Raw genomic sequence first — 15,560 nt, 5'->3', positions numbered from 1 at the left:
GTCTCATTCTCCGGATCGTCCGTCCCCGTGGGCCTCGTGGGCCTGGTCAAGGATGCCGGGCAGCGCCCCGAGGAACGCCTCCACCACGTCGTCGCCGAGGTTCAGCGCGGGCATGAGCCGTACGACATCGGGTGCGGGCGCGTTCACGAGGATCCCGGCCTCCTGAGCCGCCTGCTGCACCCGGGGTGCGAGCGGCTCGGTGAGCACGATACCCAGGAGCAGTCCGGCACCCCGGACGTGGGCGACCAACGGATGGCCCAGGCCCTCGATCCCGCCGCGCAGCGCCTCGCTCTGCCGCTTGACGTTGTCCAGCAGCCCCTCGTCCGCGATGGTGTCGAGGACGGCGAGGCCGGCGGCGCAGGCGACGGGGTTGCCGCCGAAGGTCGTGCCGTGCTGGCCGGGCCGGAGCAGGTCGGCGGCGCGCCCGAAGGCGACGGTCGCGCCCAGCGGCAGTCCGCCGCCGAGGCCCTTGGCGAGCGTGACGACGTCCGGCAGGACGCCCTCGTGGGCCTGGTACTCGAACCAGCGGCCGGTCCGGCCGACGCCGGTCTGCACCTCGTCCAGCACCAGCAGGGCACCGGTGGCCGCGGTGATGGCCCGCGCCGCCTTCAGGTAACCGGGCGGCGGGACGACGACCCCGTTCTCGCCCTGGATCGGCTCGATGACCACGAGGGCGGTGTCCTCGGTGACCGCGGCGGCCAGGGCCTGGGCGTCGCCGTAGGGGACGTGCGTGACGTCGCCGGGCAGCGGCAGGAACGGCTCCTGCTTGCCGGGCTGCCCGGTCAGCGCCAGGGCGCCCATGGTGCGGCCGTGGAAGCCGCCCTCGGTCGCGACCATGTGCGGCCGTCCGGTGAGCCGGCCGATCTTGAAGGCGCCCTCGTTGGCCTCGGCGCCGGAGTTGCAGAAGAACACCCTGCCGTCGCGGCCGAAGTGCTGGAGCAGCCGTTCGGCGAGCGCGACGGGCGGCTCGGCGACGAACAGGTTGGAGACGTGGCCGAGGGAGGCGATCTGCCGGCTCACCGCGTCGACGACCGCCGGGTGGGCGTGGCCCAGGGCGTTGACCGCGATGCCGCCGACGAAGTCGAGGTACGCGTTGCCGTCGGCGTCCCAGAGCCGGGAGCCCTCGCCGCGCACCAGGGGCAGGCGGGGCGTGCCGTAGTTGTTCATGAGCGCGCCCTGCCACCGCGCGGTCAGTTCCTCGTTGCTCACGACTCCCCCTGTTCGTCCGGCACGACCATGGTGCCGATGCCCTCGTCGGTGAAGATCTCCAGCAGGATCGAGTGCTGGACCCGGCCGTCGATGACGCGGGCGGTGGTGACGCCGTTGCGTACGGCGTGCAGGCAGCCCTCCATCTTCGGCACCATGCCGCTGGACAGCTCCGGCAGCAGTTTCTCGAGCTGGGACGCGGTGAGGCGGCTGATCACCTCGTCGGAGTTCGGCCAGTCCTCGTAGAGGCCCTCGACGTCGGTGAGGACCATGAGAGTCTCGGCGCCGAGCGCCGCAGCGAGTGCCGCAGCCGCCGTATCAGCATTGACGTTGTAGACATGGTGATCGTCCTGGGAACGGGCGACCGACGAGACGACCGGGATGCGGCCGTCGGCGAGCAGCGCCTCGATGGCGCCGGTGTCGATCTCGGTGATCTCACCGACCCGTCCGATGTCGACCGGCTCGCCGTCGATCTCGGGCTGGTGCTTGGTGGCGGTGATGGTGTGCGCGTCCTCGCCGGTGAGGCCGACGGCGAGCGGGCCGTGCCGGTTGAGCAGCCCGACCAGTTCGCGCTGCACCTGCCCGGCCAGCACCATCCGTACGACGTCCATGGCGTCCTCGGTGGTGACGCGCAGGCCGGCCTTGAACTCGCTGACGATGCCGGCTTTGTCGAGCGCCCGACTGATCTGGGGGCCGCCGCCGTGCACGACGACGGGCCTCAGGCCGGCGTGGTGCAGGAAGACGACGTCCTGGGCGAACGCGGCCTTGAGGTCCTCGTCGACCATGGCGTTGCCGCCGAACTTGATGACGACGGTCTTGCCGTGGTGCCGGGTCAGCCAGGGCAGCGCCTCGATGAGGATCTGGGCTTTGGGGAGCGCGGTGTGCTTCCGCGTGGGTCCGTTGCTCATGACGAGTACGCGCTGTTCTCGTGGACGTAGTCGGCGGTGAGGTCGTTGGTCCAGATGGTGGCCGTGGCGTCGCCCGCCGCGAGGTCCGCCACGATGTGGACCTCGCGGTAGCGCATGTCGACCAGCTCGCGGTCCTCGCCGACGCCGCCGTTCTTGCAGACCCAGACGCCGTTGATGGCGACGTTCAGCCGGTCGGGCTCGAAGGCGGCGGACGTGGTGCCGATGGCGGACAGGACGCGGCCCCAGTTGGGGTCCTCGCCGTGGATGGCGCACTTGAGGAGGTTGTTGCGGGCGATGGTGCGGCCCACCTGGACGGCGTCGTCCTCGGTCGCGGCGTTCACGACCTCGACCTTGATGTCCTTGCTGGCGCCCTCGGCGTCCCGGATGAGCTGCTGGCCGAGGTCGTCGCAGACGGTGCGGACGGCCTCGGCGAACTCGGCGTACTCGGGGGTGAGGCCCGAGGCGCCGGAGGCGAGCAGCAGCACGGTGTCGTTGGTGGACATGCAGCCGTCGGAGTCGACGCGGTCGAAGGTGACGCGGGTGGCGGCGCGCAGGGCGCGGTCCAGCACGTCGGCGTCCAGGTCGGCGTCGGTGGTGAGGACGACGAGCATGGTGGCGAGGCCGGGGGCGAGCATGCCGGCGCCCTTGGCCATGCCGCCGACGGTCCAGCCGTCCTTGGTCACCACGGACGTCTTGTGCACGGTGTCGGTGGTCTTGATGGCGATGGCGGCCTTCTCGCCGCCGTGCTCGGACAGCTGACCGGCGGCGGTCTCGACGCCGGGGAGGAGCTTGTCCATGGGGAGCAGGACGCCGATGAGCCCGGTGGAGCACACGGCGACCTCTCCGGCGCCGGTCCCGAGCACCTCCGCGGCCTTCTCGGCGGTGGCGTGGGTGTCCTGGAAGCCTTTGGGGCCGGTGCAGGCGTTGGCGCCGCCGGAGTTGAGGACGACGGCGGTCAGCTCGCCGCTCCTGAGGACCTGCTCGGACCACAGGACCGGCGCGGCCTTGACGCGGTTGGAGGTGAAGACGCCCGCGGCCGAGCGCCGGGGACCGGTGTTGACCACGAGGGCCAGGTCGGGGTTGCCGTTCTCCTTGATCCCGGCGGCGATGCCCGCCGCCGTGAATCCCTTTGCTGCCGTCACACTCACGGCGCAACTCCGATCGTCGTCAGTCCGGTGGTCTCGTCGAGACCCAGGGCGATGTTCATGCTCTGGACGGCACCGCCCGCGGTGCCCTTGGCCAGGTTGTCGATGGCGCTGATGGCGATGACGCGGCCCGCGGCGGCGTCGTGGGCGACCTGCACCTGGACGGCGTTGGAGCCGTACACGGAGGCGGTCGCGGGCCACCGCCCCTCGGGGAGCAGGTGCACGAAGGGCTCGTCGGCGAAGGCCTTCTCGTAGGCCGCGCGGACGGATGCGGCGGTGACGCCGGGCTTCGCCCTGGCGCTGCACGTGGCGAGGATGCCGCGGGGCATCGGCGCGAGGGTGGGCGTGAAGGAGACGGAGACCGGCTCGCCGGCGACCGCGGCGAGGTTCTGCATCATCTCGGGGGTGTGCCGGTGGCCGCCGCCGACGCCGTAGGGCGACATGGAGCCCATGACCTCGCTGCCCAGCAGGTGGGGCTTGGCGGCCTTGCCCGCGCCGGAGGTGCCGGAGGCGGCGACGATCACGGCCTCGGGCTCGGCGAGGCCGGCGGCGTAGGCCGGGAAGAGCGCCAGCGACACGGCGGTCGGGTAGCAACCGGGCACCGCGATGCGCTTGGACCCCTCCAGCGCGGCGCGGCGACCCGGCAGTTCGGGAAGGCCGTAGGGCCAGGTGCCGGCGTGCGGGGAGCCGTAGAACCTCTCCCAGTCGGCGGCGTCCTCCAGCCGGAAGTCGGCGCCCATGTCCACGACCAGCACGTCCGGCCCGAGCTGCTCGGCGACGGCGGCGGACTGTCCGTGCGGCAGCGCGAGGAACACGACGTCGTGCCCGGCGAGCGCCTCGGGCGTCGTCGCCTCCAGGACGCGGTCGGCCAGCGGCAGCAGGTGCGGCTGCAGCGCGCCGAGCCTCTGTCCGGCGTTGGAGTTGCCGGTCAGGGCGCCGATCTCGACCTCGGGGTGCGTGAGGAGCAGACGCAGCAGCTCACCGCCCGCGTACCCGCTCGCTCCGGCCACCGCCGCACGTACCGCCATGGAAAACCCTCCTCCTGGATGGCATGACTATACGTTTCCATGCAGGTTTATGCAATGTAGGTCCGGAACGATCCCGCGGCCGGTGGCGGGGATCAGGCCAGGGCCATCAGGGCGGCGGTGATCACGAGGGGGGTGAGGAGCAGGGCGGCGAGGTGTCCGAGCAGGGAGCGGGCCATGCCGAGCACGGCGAACAGCGCCGCCCCGCCCAGCAGCCAGCAGCCGAAGATCCGCAGCGCCAGGTCCTGCGCGGCGTTCTCCTCCTCGCGGGTGGCGGGGTTCCCGATCGCGCCGATCGCCAGCCACAGGAGCACGCCGCCCACCAGGACGTCGCCCGCCACGACGAAGGGTGCGACGGACCTGTCGGCCCGCCGCACCCCCTTCCAGACCCTCACGACGCTCATGAGTACGGGAGCCTAGCCCGCCGGTCTTCCGGCGGGCCGGTGGGTCACCGCTGCCTGATCCGCAGGAACGTCACCGAGTTCGCCGGGAAGGTGTACGTGAACTTCCCCGCCACTCCCGAGAAGGTCGACGTCACCGGGGTCACCGGTGCGTCCGTCTCGGTGTTCACCGCGTCCTGGTCGGCCGCCAGGGTGGTGACCCGTGCCTTGGAGGCGACCTCGGCGCCGCCGAGGTCGACGGCCGTGCGGGCCGCCGTGTCCTGGGCGTTGACGACCTTCACGATCAGCTCGCCGGTCCGCGCGTCCTCCGTGACGACCTGACGGAACGGCTCGGCCGGCTTGTCGTCGGTGAAGCTTCCCCACTCCTCGCCGTCGAGGTAGAGCGTGACCTGGCGTCCCCGCACCTTGACGTCGATGTCGTAGGCGCGGCCCGTCTCGATCGACCCGGCCTTCGACAGGAGCGTCGACTTGCCGCCGCCCGAGGCCTTCTCGACGGCGGAACGGGTGTTGTTCCAGCCGCCCAGGTTCCACCAGTAGTAGGTGCCGGTGTCCTTGACGCCGAAGGCGACGAGGAAGCCCTCCTTGCCGGACTTCTTGGTGGCCTTCACGTGCAGGTCGTAGTTCTGCCAGGCCGGGTCACCCGCCGTGACCAGGGTGTTCTCGGCGGCGGCGTCGGTCTGGAGGTACTGGCCGTCCTGGAGGGTCCAGTTCCCGGCGCCGCTGTGCGTCCACTGCGAGGCGTCGCCGGAGAAGTCGTCGGACAGCAGGGTCGCGCCGTCGGCGGAGGTGACCTTCACGTCGTCGTAGGCCGCACTGGTCGCCCAGGTCGACAGGCCGACGGCACCGGTGATGGGTCCGCTGACGGCCGGGGTTCCGGTGGCCGTGGAGGGGACGACGCGGTCGCCGGTGTTGTTCATGAACAGCTTCTGGACCTCGTAGTTGGCCGAGCCCCAGGACGCGTGGTTGTTGAACCAGATCAGGTCCGGGTTCCACTGCACGTAGTCCTCGTTGGCGAGCAGCGGGGCGTAGGAGGCGAGCTCGACGACGTCGGCGTTGCGCTCCAGGCCGGTCATGAACGCGGCCTCGGCCAGGGCGTTCTTCCAGGCGTTGCCCTGGGAGGCGTACTCGCCGAGGAAGACCTTCGGCCCCTTCCTGTCGTACGAGTCGTAGCGGTCGTTGTTCTGCAGGAACCACTCGGGGCTGTTGTAGTAGTGCTCGTCGACCATGTCGACGCCGGCGTCGCGGTTGAGCTGCCAGGCGGTGTCGAAGACGGTGCCGGAGTCGTCGGGGCCGGAGTTGGAGACGACGGTGACGTCGGGGTGCTTCGCCTCGATGGCGGCGCGGAACTTCTCGAAGCGGGCGAAGAACTCCTTCGGGAGGTTCTCCTCGTTGCCGACCTCGAGGTGGGTGAGGTGGAAGGGCTTGGGGTGGCCCATCTCGGCGCGCTTCCTGCCCCAGGTGGAGGTCACGGGCCCGTTGGCGAACTCGATGAGGTCCAGCGTGTCCTGGATGTGCCGCCGCAGCAGCGCCTCGTCGTCGACGGCCCTGTTCTGGCCGCAGCCGGTGACCAGGGCGGGCACGACGGGCAGCGGCATGGCGCCGATGTCCTCGGCGAAGCGGAAGTACTCGTAGTAGCCGAGGCCGTAGCTCTGGTTGTAGCCCCAGAAGTTGGCGTTGGTGGCGCGCTCCTCGACCGGGCCGATGGTGTCCTTCCACTGGTAGGAGCGCTTGCGCTGCCAGCCGGAGGCGGCGCTGTAGTCCTCCATGGAGCCGGTGTTGACCAGGCAGCCGCCGGGGAAGCGCAGGAAGCCCGGGTGCAGGGCCTCGATCTTCTCGGCGAGGTCCTTGCGCAGGCCGTTGGGCTGCCCCTTGTAGGTGTCGCGGGGGAAGAGGGACACCATGTCGAGGGCGGCGGGTGCGGTGGTGGCGACGGCGAGGCGGCCGCGGTTGCTGGTGCGGGTCGCGGTGAAGGAGGCGGTGTACTTGCGCCACGCGCCCCGGGCGGCCACCTGCCGCACCCGCGCGAGCGTGCCCGCGCTGTCCCGGAGGGAGACGGTGAGGGTGGTGCCGCTCTCGGCGCGGGCCCACACCGAGAAGTCGTACCTCTTGCCCTTCTCGACGCGGATGCCCGTGTTGTAGCCGGCGTTGGTGACCGAGGAACCTGCGGCCAGGGAGAGGTAGGTGCGGTTGCGCTCGTTCAGCCTGCCGTCGTCGTCCACCGCCTCGGCCGCGCCGTCGACCGTCCAGGCGGTGAGCGGCGTGTACGAGCCGTTGTCGGCGGTGGAGTACTCGAAGGAGCGGTTCTGGACCAGCTCGGCGTACAGGCCTCCGTCGGCGGCGCGGTTGATGTCCTCGTAGAAGACGCCGTACATCGTGTCGCCGATCGCGGCGCCGGTGGCGGCCGGGTCGACGGTGATCGTGTAGTCGGCGACGGCTTCGGCGTGGGCGGGGGACGGCAGCAGGGCCGTGGCGGTCAGGAGGGCGGTGGCGCCGAGACCGAGTCTCAGGCGGGTGCGTGACATGGATACTCCGCGGCTCTCGTGAGGGGATGTTCGAAATATCGGACGATGGTCAGCACTTCGAACGGCAACATAGGGAGGTGGCTGATGCGCGTCAATGGGTCGCGCAGCGACGCGTGGGACGGAGAGCGGCACGGGATGGGCGAGTTCTGGCCGGTACCGGACGTACTGGCGTACCTGGCGGGGCGGTGGCGCACGGAGCGGTCGGTGCGGGACCTCGCGAGCGGTGACGCCGGCCGTTTCGAGGGGACGACCGTGTTCGAGACGCGCGGGGACGGCGTGCTGCGCAGCCACGAGTCGGGCGCCTTCACCTGGCGGGGCGTGTCCCGTCCCGCCGAACGGACCCTGCGCTACGAGCGGGACGACGGCGCGCCGGGCACGGTCCGCGTGCGCTTCGCGGACGGCCGGCCCTTCCACGACCTGGACCTGACGTCGGGCCGTCACGTGGCCGACCACCCCTGCGCGGCCGACCTCTACCGCGGCGAGTTCACCGTCCGGGACCGGGACCACTGGCGGACGGTGTGGCGCGTGGGCGGCCCGGCCAAGGACCTGCTGCTGACCACCGAGTACGCGCGCGAGGGCTAGGGTCTGCCCCCCGCGGGGGCCTCAGGCCGCCGCCGCGTCGAAGCGGAGGTTCCAGCGGCCGGCGCGGCCCGTGAGCGTGGTCGTCGACAGCGGGCGCACGTCGAGGTTCCAGTACGTCGCGGGCGGCACCTTCAGCGCGTACACCAGCGCCGCCCGGATCACGGAGGGCTCGGCCACCGCGACGACGCGGTCGCCGTCCTCCGCGGGCCGGGTGTCGAGCCAGCCGCCGACGCGGGCGATGAGGGCGAGCAGCGGCTCCCCGCCGTGCGGGGCGGAGCGCGGGTCGGCGAGCCAGGCGTCCACCGCCGCCGGCTCCCGGGCCATCGCCTCACCGAGCGTCAGCCCGCCCCAGCGGCCCATGTCGCACTCCCGCAGCGCGAGTTGGGCCAGCGGGGCGTAGCCGAGGGCGTCACCGGTGGCGCGGCTGCGGGGCGTGGGCGAGCAGTAGCGCAGTTCGGCCGCCGCGAGCGGCAGCAGGCCCGGCGCGGCGCGCAGCACCTCGTCCCAGCCGGCCTGGTCCAGCGGCCGGTCGTCCCCGAAGCGCTCCGCGAGCAGGGGTGAGCTGCGCGCAGTCGCGACGAACGTGACCCGAAGCGCCATGCGGTGATGGTGGGCCTCGGAAGTACGCCGGTCAAGAGGTGTTACCGGCGGGATACCCGGGGTGCGCCACGGCTCACCCGTCGAGGGCGAGGATCATCCACTGGTCGGGGCGGTCCAGTGCGGTGAAGCCGAGCTTCTCGTAGACGCCGTGCGCGTCGTGCGTGGCCAGCAGGATGCGGCGCAGCCCGTACGGCCTCAGGTGCTCGCGCACGGCGGCGACCAGGGCGGTGCCGAGGGCCTTGCCGCGCACCGGAGGGTCGACGTACACGTCGCACAGCCAGGCGAAGGTCGCCCGGTCGGTGACGACGCGGGCGTACGCCACCTGCTCTCCCGTCATCGCCTCGTACACACCGAAGTTGAGCGAGTCGGCGATGGCCCGGTCCTGCTTCTCGCGGGTCCGGCCGAGCGCCCAGTACGCGTCGGTGGACAGCCACCGGTGCACGCGTCCGACGTCGATCCGGTCCGGGTCGGTGGAGATCTCGTAGCCCTCGGGCAGGCGCGGCGTGTCGGTCATGCCGGGATGGTCGCAGCCGCGGGCGGACGGCGTCGACCGGTTATCCGCGCGCCCCGGCCTGCTCGCGCACCTCGGTCCAGGCCGTGCTCAGTCTCCGCACCCCTTCCGCGATCTCACCCGTCCCGGCCACCGCGGCGAAGCTCAGCCGCAGGTGGGCGGCCGGGGGTTCGGCGCTGAAGTAGGGGCGGCCCGGTGTGATCGCGACGCCCGCGCGCAGGGCGGCCGCGGTCAGCGACGCCTCGGCCGTGCCGTCGGGCAGGCGCGGCCACAGGTGGTAGCCGCCGGACGGGACGTGGGCCAGGGCGAACTCGGGCAGGTGCAGGCGCAGCGCGGACGTCATCGCGTCGCGGCGGACCTTCAACTCGGCGGCGACGGTGCGCAGGTGACGGGGCCAGGCGGGCGAGCCGACGAGTTCGAGCGCCGCCTCCTGGAGGGGGCGGGGCACGAAGAAGGTGTCGACGACCTGGATGGCCCGCAGCCGCTCCAGCACGGGGCCGCGCGCGGCCAGGGCGCTCACCCGGAAGCTCGGCGAGGTCGCCTTGGTCAGCGAGCAGACGTGCACGACGACGCCGTCCGGGTCGTCGGCGGCCAGCGGACGCGGCAGGGGGCCCGCGTCCTCGTGCACGAGCCGCCGCACGAAGTCGTCCTCGACGACGAAGGCGCCGGCCTCACGGGCGATGCGCAGCACCTCACCGCGCCGCTCGGGGGCGAGCACGGCGCCGGTCGGGTTCTGGAAGAGGGGCTGGCAGACGAGGACGCGGGCGCCGGTCGCCCGGAAGGCGTCGGCGAGCAGGGCCGGCCGCACGCCGTCCGCGTCGACGGGGACCGGCACCGGACGCAGGCCGGCGGCCCGCGCGATGGCCAGCATGCCGGGGTACGTCGGCGACTCCACGAGGACGGGCGCGCCGGGCGGCGCGAGGGCGCGCAGGGCGGTGGTGAGCGCCGACTGTCCGCCCGAGGTGATGAGCACCTCGGCGGCCGTGATCGCGCCGCCGATGCTGCGCGCGAACCACTCCCGCAGCTCCGGCAGTCCCTCCATCGGCGGCCGGCCCCACGCGCCGGGGCGGCGGCCGGCCCGGGACAGCGCCGCCGCCATGGCCCGCTCCGGCTGGAGCGAGGGGTGCAGGTAGCCGCCGTTGAACTCGACGACGCCGGGCGGCGGCGCGGCCAGCGAGACCAGGACGCCGGAGGCGTCCACCGAGCGCGGTACGAGGTCGGCGGCGCTCTCGGCGCTGAGTGCGACCTCCTGCCAGGAGGTGTCCCCGGCCGGGGCGGCACCGGGCCGCGCGGGCGCCCGGAAGGCCCCCGCGCCGGGCCGGGTCACCACCAGGCCCTCGGCGGCCAGTTGCGCCAGGGCGCGGGAGACGGTCACCGGGCTCACCCGGAAGCGGTCGACGAGGGCACGACTGGACGGGAGCTTTCCACCAGGTGAGTAGCGGTCGAGCTCTCTTCGCAGGTTTTCCGCCAGTTCTGCGACGCTGCTACGCTCTTGCATGAGAGTACAGAGTAGCGCTACCGCCCCGTCGAGGATAGCGGTCGACAGTCCTGTCACGGCGCCCGGCAACACGTCCTCCGGCACCCTGATGGCGGCGCTCGGCGTCGTCGCGTTCTCGCTCACCTTCCCCGCCACCGCCTGGGGGCTGGAGGGCTTCGGCCCCTGGTCGCTGGTCGCCGTGCGCAGCCTCCTCGCCGCGCTGATCGCCGGGGGCTGTCTGCTCGCCCTGCGCGTGCCGCTGCCCGGGCGGCGGCACTGGCTCGGCCTCGCCGTGGTCGCCGCGGGAGTGGTCCTCGGCTTCCCCCTGCTGACCACGCTCGCGCTGCAGACCTCGACCACCGCGCACGCGGCCGTCGTGGTCGGCCTCCTGCCGCTGACCACCGCGCTGCTGTCCGCGCTGCGCATCGGCACCCGCCCCTCGCGCACCTTCTGGGTCGCGGCGCTGGCGGGCGCGGCGGCCGTGGTGGCGTTCACCGTGCAGCAGAGCGGTGGCGCCCTGACCACGGCCGACGCCTACCTCTTCGGCGCGCTGCTGGTGTGCGCGGCCGGCTACACCGAGGGCGGCCGGCTGGCCCGGGTGATGCCGGGCTGGCAGGTCATCGGCTGGGCGCTGGTGCTGTGCCTGCCGCTCACCGTGCCCGCCACCGCGCTGGCCCTCGCGCACGAACCCGTGCGCCTGACGGCACACGGCGTGGCCGGGCTGCTGTGGGTGGCGGCGGGCTCGCAGTTCCTCGGCCTGGTCGTCTGGTACCGGGGCATGGCGGCCATCGGTGTACCGAAGGCCAGCCAGTTGCAGCTGGCCCAGCCGCTGCTCACACTGGTGTGGTCGGTACTTCTCCTGGGCGAACACCTGACGGTGGCCGCCCCGCTGACGGCGGCCGCCGTGCTGGTGTGCATCGCGGTCACGCAGCGATCACGGGGCTGAGCGGCAGACACGTGCGGCACACGCGTGAGGAGGCCTCACAGATGCACGCGATGAAGGGCGACCAGCTGGTGCAGCACGGCCGGGTGGTCGGTGAGCACGACAAGGTCGGCGAGATCGTCGAAGTGATGGGCAAGGAAGGCACTCCGCCGTACCGGGTCCGGTTCGAGGACGGGCACGAGGGAGTGTGCTCGCCCGGCCCCGACACCGAGATCCGGCACAAGGAGATGAGGATGTAGCTCAGCGCGGGGTGTCCGCGGGCTGCCGGTAGTGGTCGGCGGCCACCCGCGCCATCGCGCCGATCCGGTCGTCCGCCACGTCCTTCGCGGCGAAGAAGACGTGCCCGCGCACCTCCGGGTGGTCCGCGGCCAGCGCGAGGTGCCGGGAGAGCTCCTCGCGGTCCTGCCACGCGGCGGGCTGTGCCGGATCACCGGCCTTGTACAGCGCCTCGCCCACGTACAGCTGCGTCCGGCTGCCCCGGGCCACCTCCGCCCACCACGGCAGCAGCTTCGCGTAGTCGGCGGCGGGCAGGCCGATGTTCCAGTACAGCTGCGGGACGATGTAGTCGATCCAGCCCTCGCGCACCCAGGTGCGGGTGTCCGCGTACAGGTCGTCGTACGTCTGGACGCCCGCGGTCGTCCGCGAGCCGCGCTCGTCGGTGGCCGCGTTGCGCCACACCCCGAAGGGACTGACGCCGAAGCGCGCGGTGGGCCGGGCCTTCCTGACGCGGGCCGCCGTCTCGCGCACCAGCCGGTCGATGTTGTCCCGCCGCCAGTCGGCCCTGGTGGAGAAGCCGGCGCCGTGGGTGTGGTACGTCCCCGTGTCGTCGAAGGTCCGGCCCGCCACCGGGTACGGGTAGAAGTAGTCGTCGAAGTGGACACCGTCCACGGCGTACTTCTCCACCGCGTCGATCATCGCGTCCTGGACGAAGGCGCGGACCTCGGGCAGGCCCGGGTCGTAGTAGAGCTTGCCGCCGTACGGCACCACCCAGTGGGGGTTCCGGCGGGCCGGGTGCGCGGGCACGAGGCGGGACGGGTCGTCGTGCAGGGCGACCCGGTACGGGTTGAACCAGGCGTGCAGCTCCAGCCCGCGGGCGTGGGCCTCCCGCACGGCCGTGCCCAGCGGGTCCCAGCCCGGGTCCCTGCCCTGGCTGCCGGACAGGTACTGCGACCACGGCTCGTACGACGACGGCCACAGCGCGTCGGCCGTGGGCCGCACCTGGAAGATCACCGTGTTCAGTCCGTGGCGGACGGCCGTGTCGAGGTGCCCGACGAGTTCGGCGCGCTGTTCGGACGCCCGCAGGCCGGCCCGGCTGGGCCAGTCGCGGTTGTTCACCGTGGCCAGCCACATGCCCCGCATCTCCGTGACGGCGCGGTGGACACGCCCGGGCCGCCCCGGTGGCGCCGGTGGCGCGGGCACCTCCGGCGCGGCGGGCGCGGGCGTGGGCGCCAGGGTGAGCGCCGACAACGCGGCCACCGTGAAGGCCCGACGCGAGACACGGCCCATGGAAGACCTCCGGAACGCTGCGGATCCACCCCGTCACGGATCGTGTACGGGACCCCAGCATGCACGACCCGGGCGAGGGATCCGCGGCACTTCGGGGGTAACGTGCACGATCGGAGCAGGCACCGGGGACCCCGGTGGGCCTGCCTCAGCCGTGGAGTCAGCGAAAGGGACGATGTGACCGGCATCTCGGGAGATATCGCACGCGTCGGCGTGGTGGGCTGCGGTCAGATGGGGGCGGGCATCGCCGAGGTGTGCGCCCGCTCCGGCCTGGAAGTGAAGGTCGCCGAGACCACCGGCGAGGCCCTGGAGATCGGCCGGACCCGGCTGTTCAACTCCCTCGCCAAGGCCGCCGAGCGTGGCAAGATCACCGAGGAGGAGCTCGAGACGACCCAGGCGCGCCTGAGCTTCACCACCGACCTGGGCGAGTTCGCCGACCGTGACCTGGTCATCGAGGCCGTCGTCGAGAACGAGCAGGTCAAGACCGAGATCTTCCAGGTGCTCGACCAGGTCGTGACCCGGCCGGACGCGATCCTGGCCTCCAACACCTCCTCGATCCCGCTGGTGAAGCTGGCGGTCGCCACCTCGCGGCCGGACCACGTCGTCGGCATCCACTTCTTCAACCCGGCCCCGGTGCAGCAGCTCGTGGAGCTGATCCCGGCCCTCACCACCTCCGAGGGCACGCTCAGCCGGGCGCAGCTCTTCACGGAGAAGGTGCTGGGCAAGCACTCCATCCGCGCCCAGGACCGTTCCGGCTTCGTGGTCAACGCGCTGCTGATCCCGTACCTGCTGTCCGCGATCCGGATGTTCGAGTCGGGCATCGCCAGCCGCGAGGACATCGACAACGGCATGGAGATGGGCTGCGCCCACCCGATGGGTCCGCTGAAGCTGTCGGACCTGATCGGCCTGGACACCGTCGCCTCGGTCGCCCACTCGATGTACGAGGAGTACAAGGAGCCGCTGTACGCCGCTCCCCCGCTGCTCCAGCGCATGGTCGACGCGGGCCGGCTCGGCCGCAAGACCGGCTCGGGGTTCTACACCTACGGCTGACGCCGCGCGTACGACGAAGTGGCCCCGCCCTCTCAGGGCGGGGCCACTTCGTCGTACGGGGCGGTGCTTCGCCCCGGGCGTCCGTGTCTCAGGTCACCGGCGGTCGGCCGGGCCGTAGTGGGCCGCCGTGACCTGGAGCCCGGTGACATCGGCGGCCGGGACGAACGGTCCGGGGTCCGCGGGGCCGGGCTCCGGCGGCACCGGACCGCCCTGGGCGGACGTCTGCCGGGGTTTCTCCTCCCCCTCCGCCCGGATCTGGGCGAAGGCGGCGACCAGGGCGACCTTGAGCCGCTTGGAGACCGGCTTCTCCACCCACTTGTGCACCAGGTACGAGAGCAGGAGCATGGCCGCCGTCGTCGCACCGAGCAGGACCCAGTGGTCGACGTCGTACTGGAAGCGGCGGAACACTTCCCAGCCGATGGACTCGTGGAGGAGGTACAGCGGGTAGGTGAGCGCGCCGGCGGTGGGCAGCCAGCGCCAGGTGATCCGGCGGAACCAGTTCAGGGCCACGCCCGCCATCAGCACGAAGAACACCGTGAGCACGATCGGCACGCCCCAGCTGGGGATGTTGTGCCCGACGTGCTCGAGGGTCCTGCGCCACGTCGGCATCGCGGTGTAGTTGCCCATGGCGAAGCAGAAGGCGACCATGCCCCACAGCAGCAGGTTCTGCCCGAAGCGGTACATCAGGTAGAAGGCCAGGCCCGCGATGAAGTACCAGCAGTCCTGCGCCATCATCAGGTCGCTGAACGGGCTGGCCTCGCTCCGGGTCGCCACCACGGCGGCGGTCGCCCAGACGCAGCAGAAGACGACCACGCGCCGGTAGGTGACGCCGCGCCACACCACGAGGGCGAAGAGCAGGTAGAAACGCAGTTCCGCCCAGAGGGTCCAGTAGACCCCCTCCACGTCCTTGATGCCCATGGGCCGCTGCAGCATGGTCATGTTGACCAGCACGTCGCGCCACGGCAGCGGCGCGATGCCGCCGGGCATGAGGAAGACCACGGCGGTGGTCACGATGATCCCGAGCCAGTAGGCGGGGAAGAGCCGGATCACCCGTGAGGTGAAGAAGTGGGAGATGCTCCGTCCCCACGAGCTCATGCAGATGACGAAGCCACTGATCATGAAGAACAGTTCGACGCCGAGCCATCCGTAGGCGGACGGCCGGAAGATCACCGGGAAGAGCCGGGCCTGTGAGCCCTCCCAGCCCACGCCGAAGGCGACGTAGTGGTAGAGGACGACCATCAGCGCCGCGCAGAGCCTCAGCCCGTCCAGGACGAAGATCCGACCGCCGCGCCCCTGGGGGTCACGAGGGGCCCGGCGAGCACCGGCCGCCTTCTGCTCGGCGGATTTCCTTATTCGCACTCAGTTCTCCAGGACGGTGTCGCACGGCAAAATAACAACCCGCGGTGCCGCGGTCGACTACCTCGACCGCGGGTGTCGGCTACCGGACCGTGCGGGACCACGAGACGGGGACGCCTTCGGACTGGTCGCCCCTGGTGGCGTCGGTGACGGCGTCACGGCACACCTCATGAGGGGAGTCGCCGATCGCTCACGGGCCGGGCTGCTCCCCTGCATACTCTCACCCGGTCCCGGGCCGTCGGCCGGGGGTGGCCGACACCGCCTGGGGCATGGGGTCTTCACCGCGCGCGGCGCTGGGCCGGGACCCCTGTTCGAGCGGGCAGCACACTCT

15 protein-coding genes are annotated in these 15,560 nt (G+C 72.1%); 4 read left to right on the top strand and 11 right to left on the bottom strand.

Annotated elements, in window-relative coordinates:
• Positions 1–3: 3 nt before the first annotated feature.
• From JHAT_RS26250 to JHAT_RS26225, 6 genes are all read right to left on the bottom strand, one after another.
• The gene (locus JHAT_RS26250; RefSeq protein ID WP_077800739.1) at positions 4–1,209 is read right to left on the bottom strand and encodes an acetylornithine transaminase; all 1,206 of its coding nucleotides are present in this window, start codon (positions 1,207–1,209) and stop codon (positions 4–6) included.
• A complete protein-coding gene (argB, locus tag JHAT_RS26245; RefSeq protein WP_077800738.1) occupies positions 1,206–2,114 on the bottom strand; it encodes an acetylglutamate kinase in 909 nt (302 codons plus the stop codon). Before argB ends, JHAT_RS26250 begins: the two co-directional genes overlap by 4 nt.
• Positions 2,111–3,262 carry a bifunctional glutamate N-acetyltransferase/amino-acid acetyltransferase ArgJ gene (gene argJ / locus JHAT_RS26240; protein WP_077800737.1) on the bottom strand — a complete coding sequence of 384 codons (1,152 nt, stop codon included), beginning with the start codon at positions 3,260–3,262 and terminating at the stop codon, positions 2,111–2,113. The genes argB and argJ overlap by 4 nt, the downstream gene beginning before the upstream one ends.
• Positions 3,259–4,287, bottom strand: coding sequence for an N-acetyl-gamma-glutamyl-phosphate reductase (gene argC / locus JHAT_RS26235; RefSeq protein ID WP_077800736.1), 1,029 nt, complete (start codon positions 4,285–4,287; stop codon positions 3,259–3,261). The genes argJ and argC overlap by 4 nt, the downstream gene beginning before the upstream one ends.
• Before the next feature lie 92 nt (positions 4,288–4,379).
• Positions 4,380–4,688: a hypothetical protein gene (locus tag JHAT_RS26230; protein WP_077800735.1), complete on the bottom strand. Its 309-nt coding sequence runs from the start codon at positions 4,686–4,688 to the stop codon at positions 4,380–4,382.
• A gap of 44 nt (positions 4,689–4,732) precedes the next feature.
• Positions 4,733–7,207 (bottom strand): alpha-L-arabinofuranosidase C-terminal domain-containing protein, encoded by a 2,475-nt coding sequence (locus JHAT_RS26225; protein WP_077800734.1) that lies wholly within the window; start codon positions 7,205–7,207, stop codon positions 4,733–4,735.
• Positions 7,208–7,342: 135 nt separating this feature from the next.
• Between JHAT_RS26225 and JHAT_RS26220 the strand changes: the two genes are divergently transcribed.
• Positions 7,343–7,789, top strand: a complete 447-nt coding sequence (locus JHAT_RS26220; protein WP_077800733.1) for a DUF6314 family protein — start codon at positions 7,343–7,345, stop codon at positions 7,787–7,789.
• Between the two features lie 21 nt (positions 7,790–7,810).
• On the opposite strand, the gene JHAT_RS26215 is transcribed toward JHAT_RS26220, so the two are convergent.
• The 3 genes from JHAT_RS26215 to JHAT_RS26205 form a co-directional block, all read right to left on the bottom strand.
• The gene (locus JHAT_RS26215) at positions 7,811–8,389 is read right to left on the bottom strand and encodes a histidine phosphatase family protein (RefSeq protein WP_077800732.1); all 579 of its coding nucleotides are present in this window, start codon (positions 8,387–8,389) and stop codon (positions 7,811–7,813) included.
• 73 nt (positions 8,390–8,462) lie between these two features.
• Complete coding sequence (locus JHAT_RS26210) at positions 8,463–8,903, bottom strand: GNAT family N-acetyltransferase (RefSeq protein ID WP_077800731.1); 441 nt, start codon at positions 8,901–8,903, stop codon at positions 8,463–8,465.
• A gap of 40 nt (positions 8,904–8,943) precedes the next feature.
• Positions 8,944–10,455, bottom strand: coding sequence for a PLP-dependent aminotransferase family protein (locus JHAT_RS26205; protein ID WP_375603592.1), 1,512 nt, complete (start codon positions 10,453–10,455; stop codon positions 8,944–8,946).
• Here JHAT_RS26205 and JHAT_RS26200 point away from each other — a divergent pair.
• Both JHAT_RS26200 and JHAT_RS26195 read left to right on the top strand, forming a co-directional pair.
• Positions 10,397–11,323 (top strand): DMT family transporter, encoded by a 927-nt coding sequence (locus JHAT_RS26200; protein ID WP_077800729.1) that lies wholly within the window; start codon positions 10,397–10,399, stop codon positions 11,321–11,323. The two genes, JHAT_RS26205 and JHAT_RS26200, sit on opposite strands and share 59 nt — an antisense overlap.
• Before the next feature lie 41 nt (positions 11,324–11,364).
• Entirely contained in the window at positions 11,365–11,559 is a 195-nt protein-coding gene (locus JHAT_RS26195; RefSeq protein WP_077800728.1) for a DUF1918 domain-containing protein, read from the top strand.
• 1 nt (position 11,560) lies between these two features.
• On the opposite strand, the gene JHAT_RS26190 is transcribed toward JHAT_RS26195, so the two are convergent.
• Positions 11,561–12,826, bottom strand: a complete 1,266-nt coding sequence (locus JHAT_RS26190) for a glycoside hydrolase family 10 protein (protein WP_077800727.1) — start codon at positions 12,824–12,826, stop codon at positions 11,561–11,563.
• A gap of 174 nt (positions 12,827–13,000) precedes the next feature.
• On the opposite strand from JHAT_RS26190, the gene JHAT_RS26185 reads away from it, so the two are divergent.
• Positions 13,001–13,873, top strand: coding sequence for a 3-hydroxybutyryl-CoA dehydrogenase (locus JHAT_RS26185; RefSeq protein WP_077800726.1), 873 nt, complete (start codon positions 13,001–13,003; stop codon positions 13,871–13,873).
• Positions 13,874–13,966: 93 nt separating this feature from the next.
• Here the strand turns inward: JHAT_RS26185 and JHAT_RS26180 are convergent, their stop codons facing one another.
• The gene (locus JHAT_RS26180; RefSeq protein WP_253195611.1) at positions 13,967–15,232 is read right to left on the bottom strand and encodes an acyltransferase; all 1,266 of its coding nucleotides are present in this window, start codon (positions 15,230–15,232) and stop codon (positions 13,967–13,969) included.
• Between the last annotated feature and the right edge of the window lie 328 nt (positions 15,233–15,560).

Origin of the sequence: Streptomyces sp. JHA26, assembly GCF_002005565.1 — a bacterium.
GTDB lineage: Bacteria > Actinomycetota > Actinomycetes > Streptomycetales > Streptomycetaceae > Streptomyces.
This window is presented reverse-complemented; position numbering and strand designations above follow the sequence as displayed.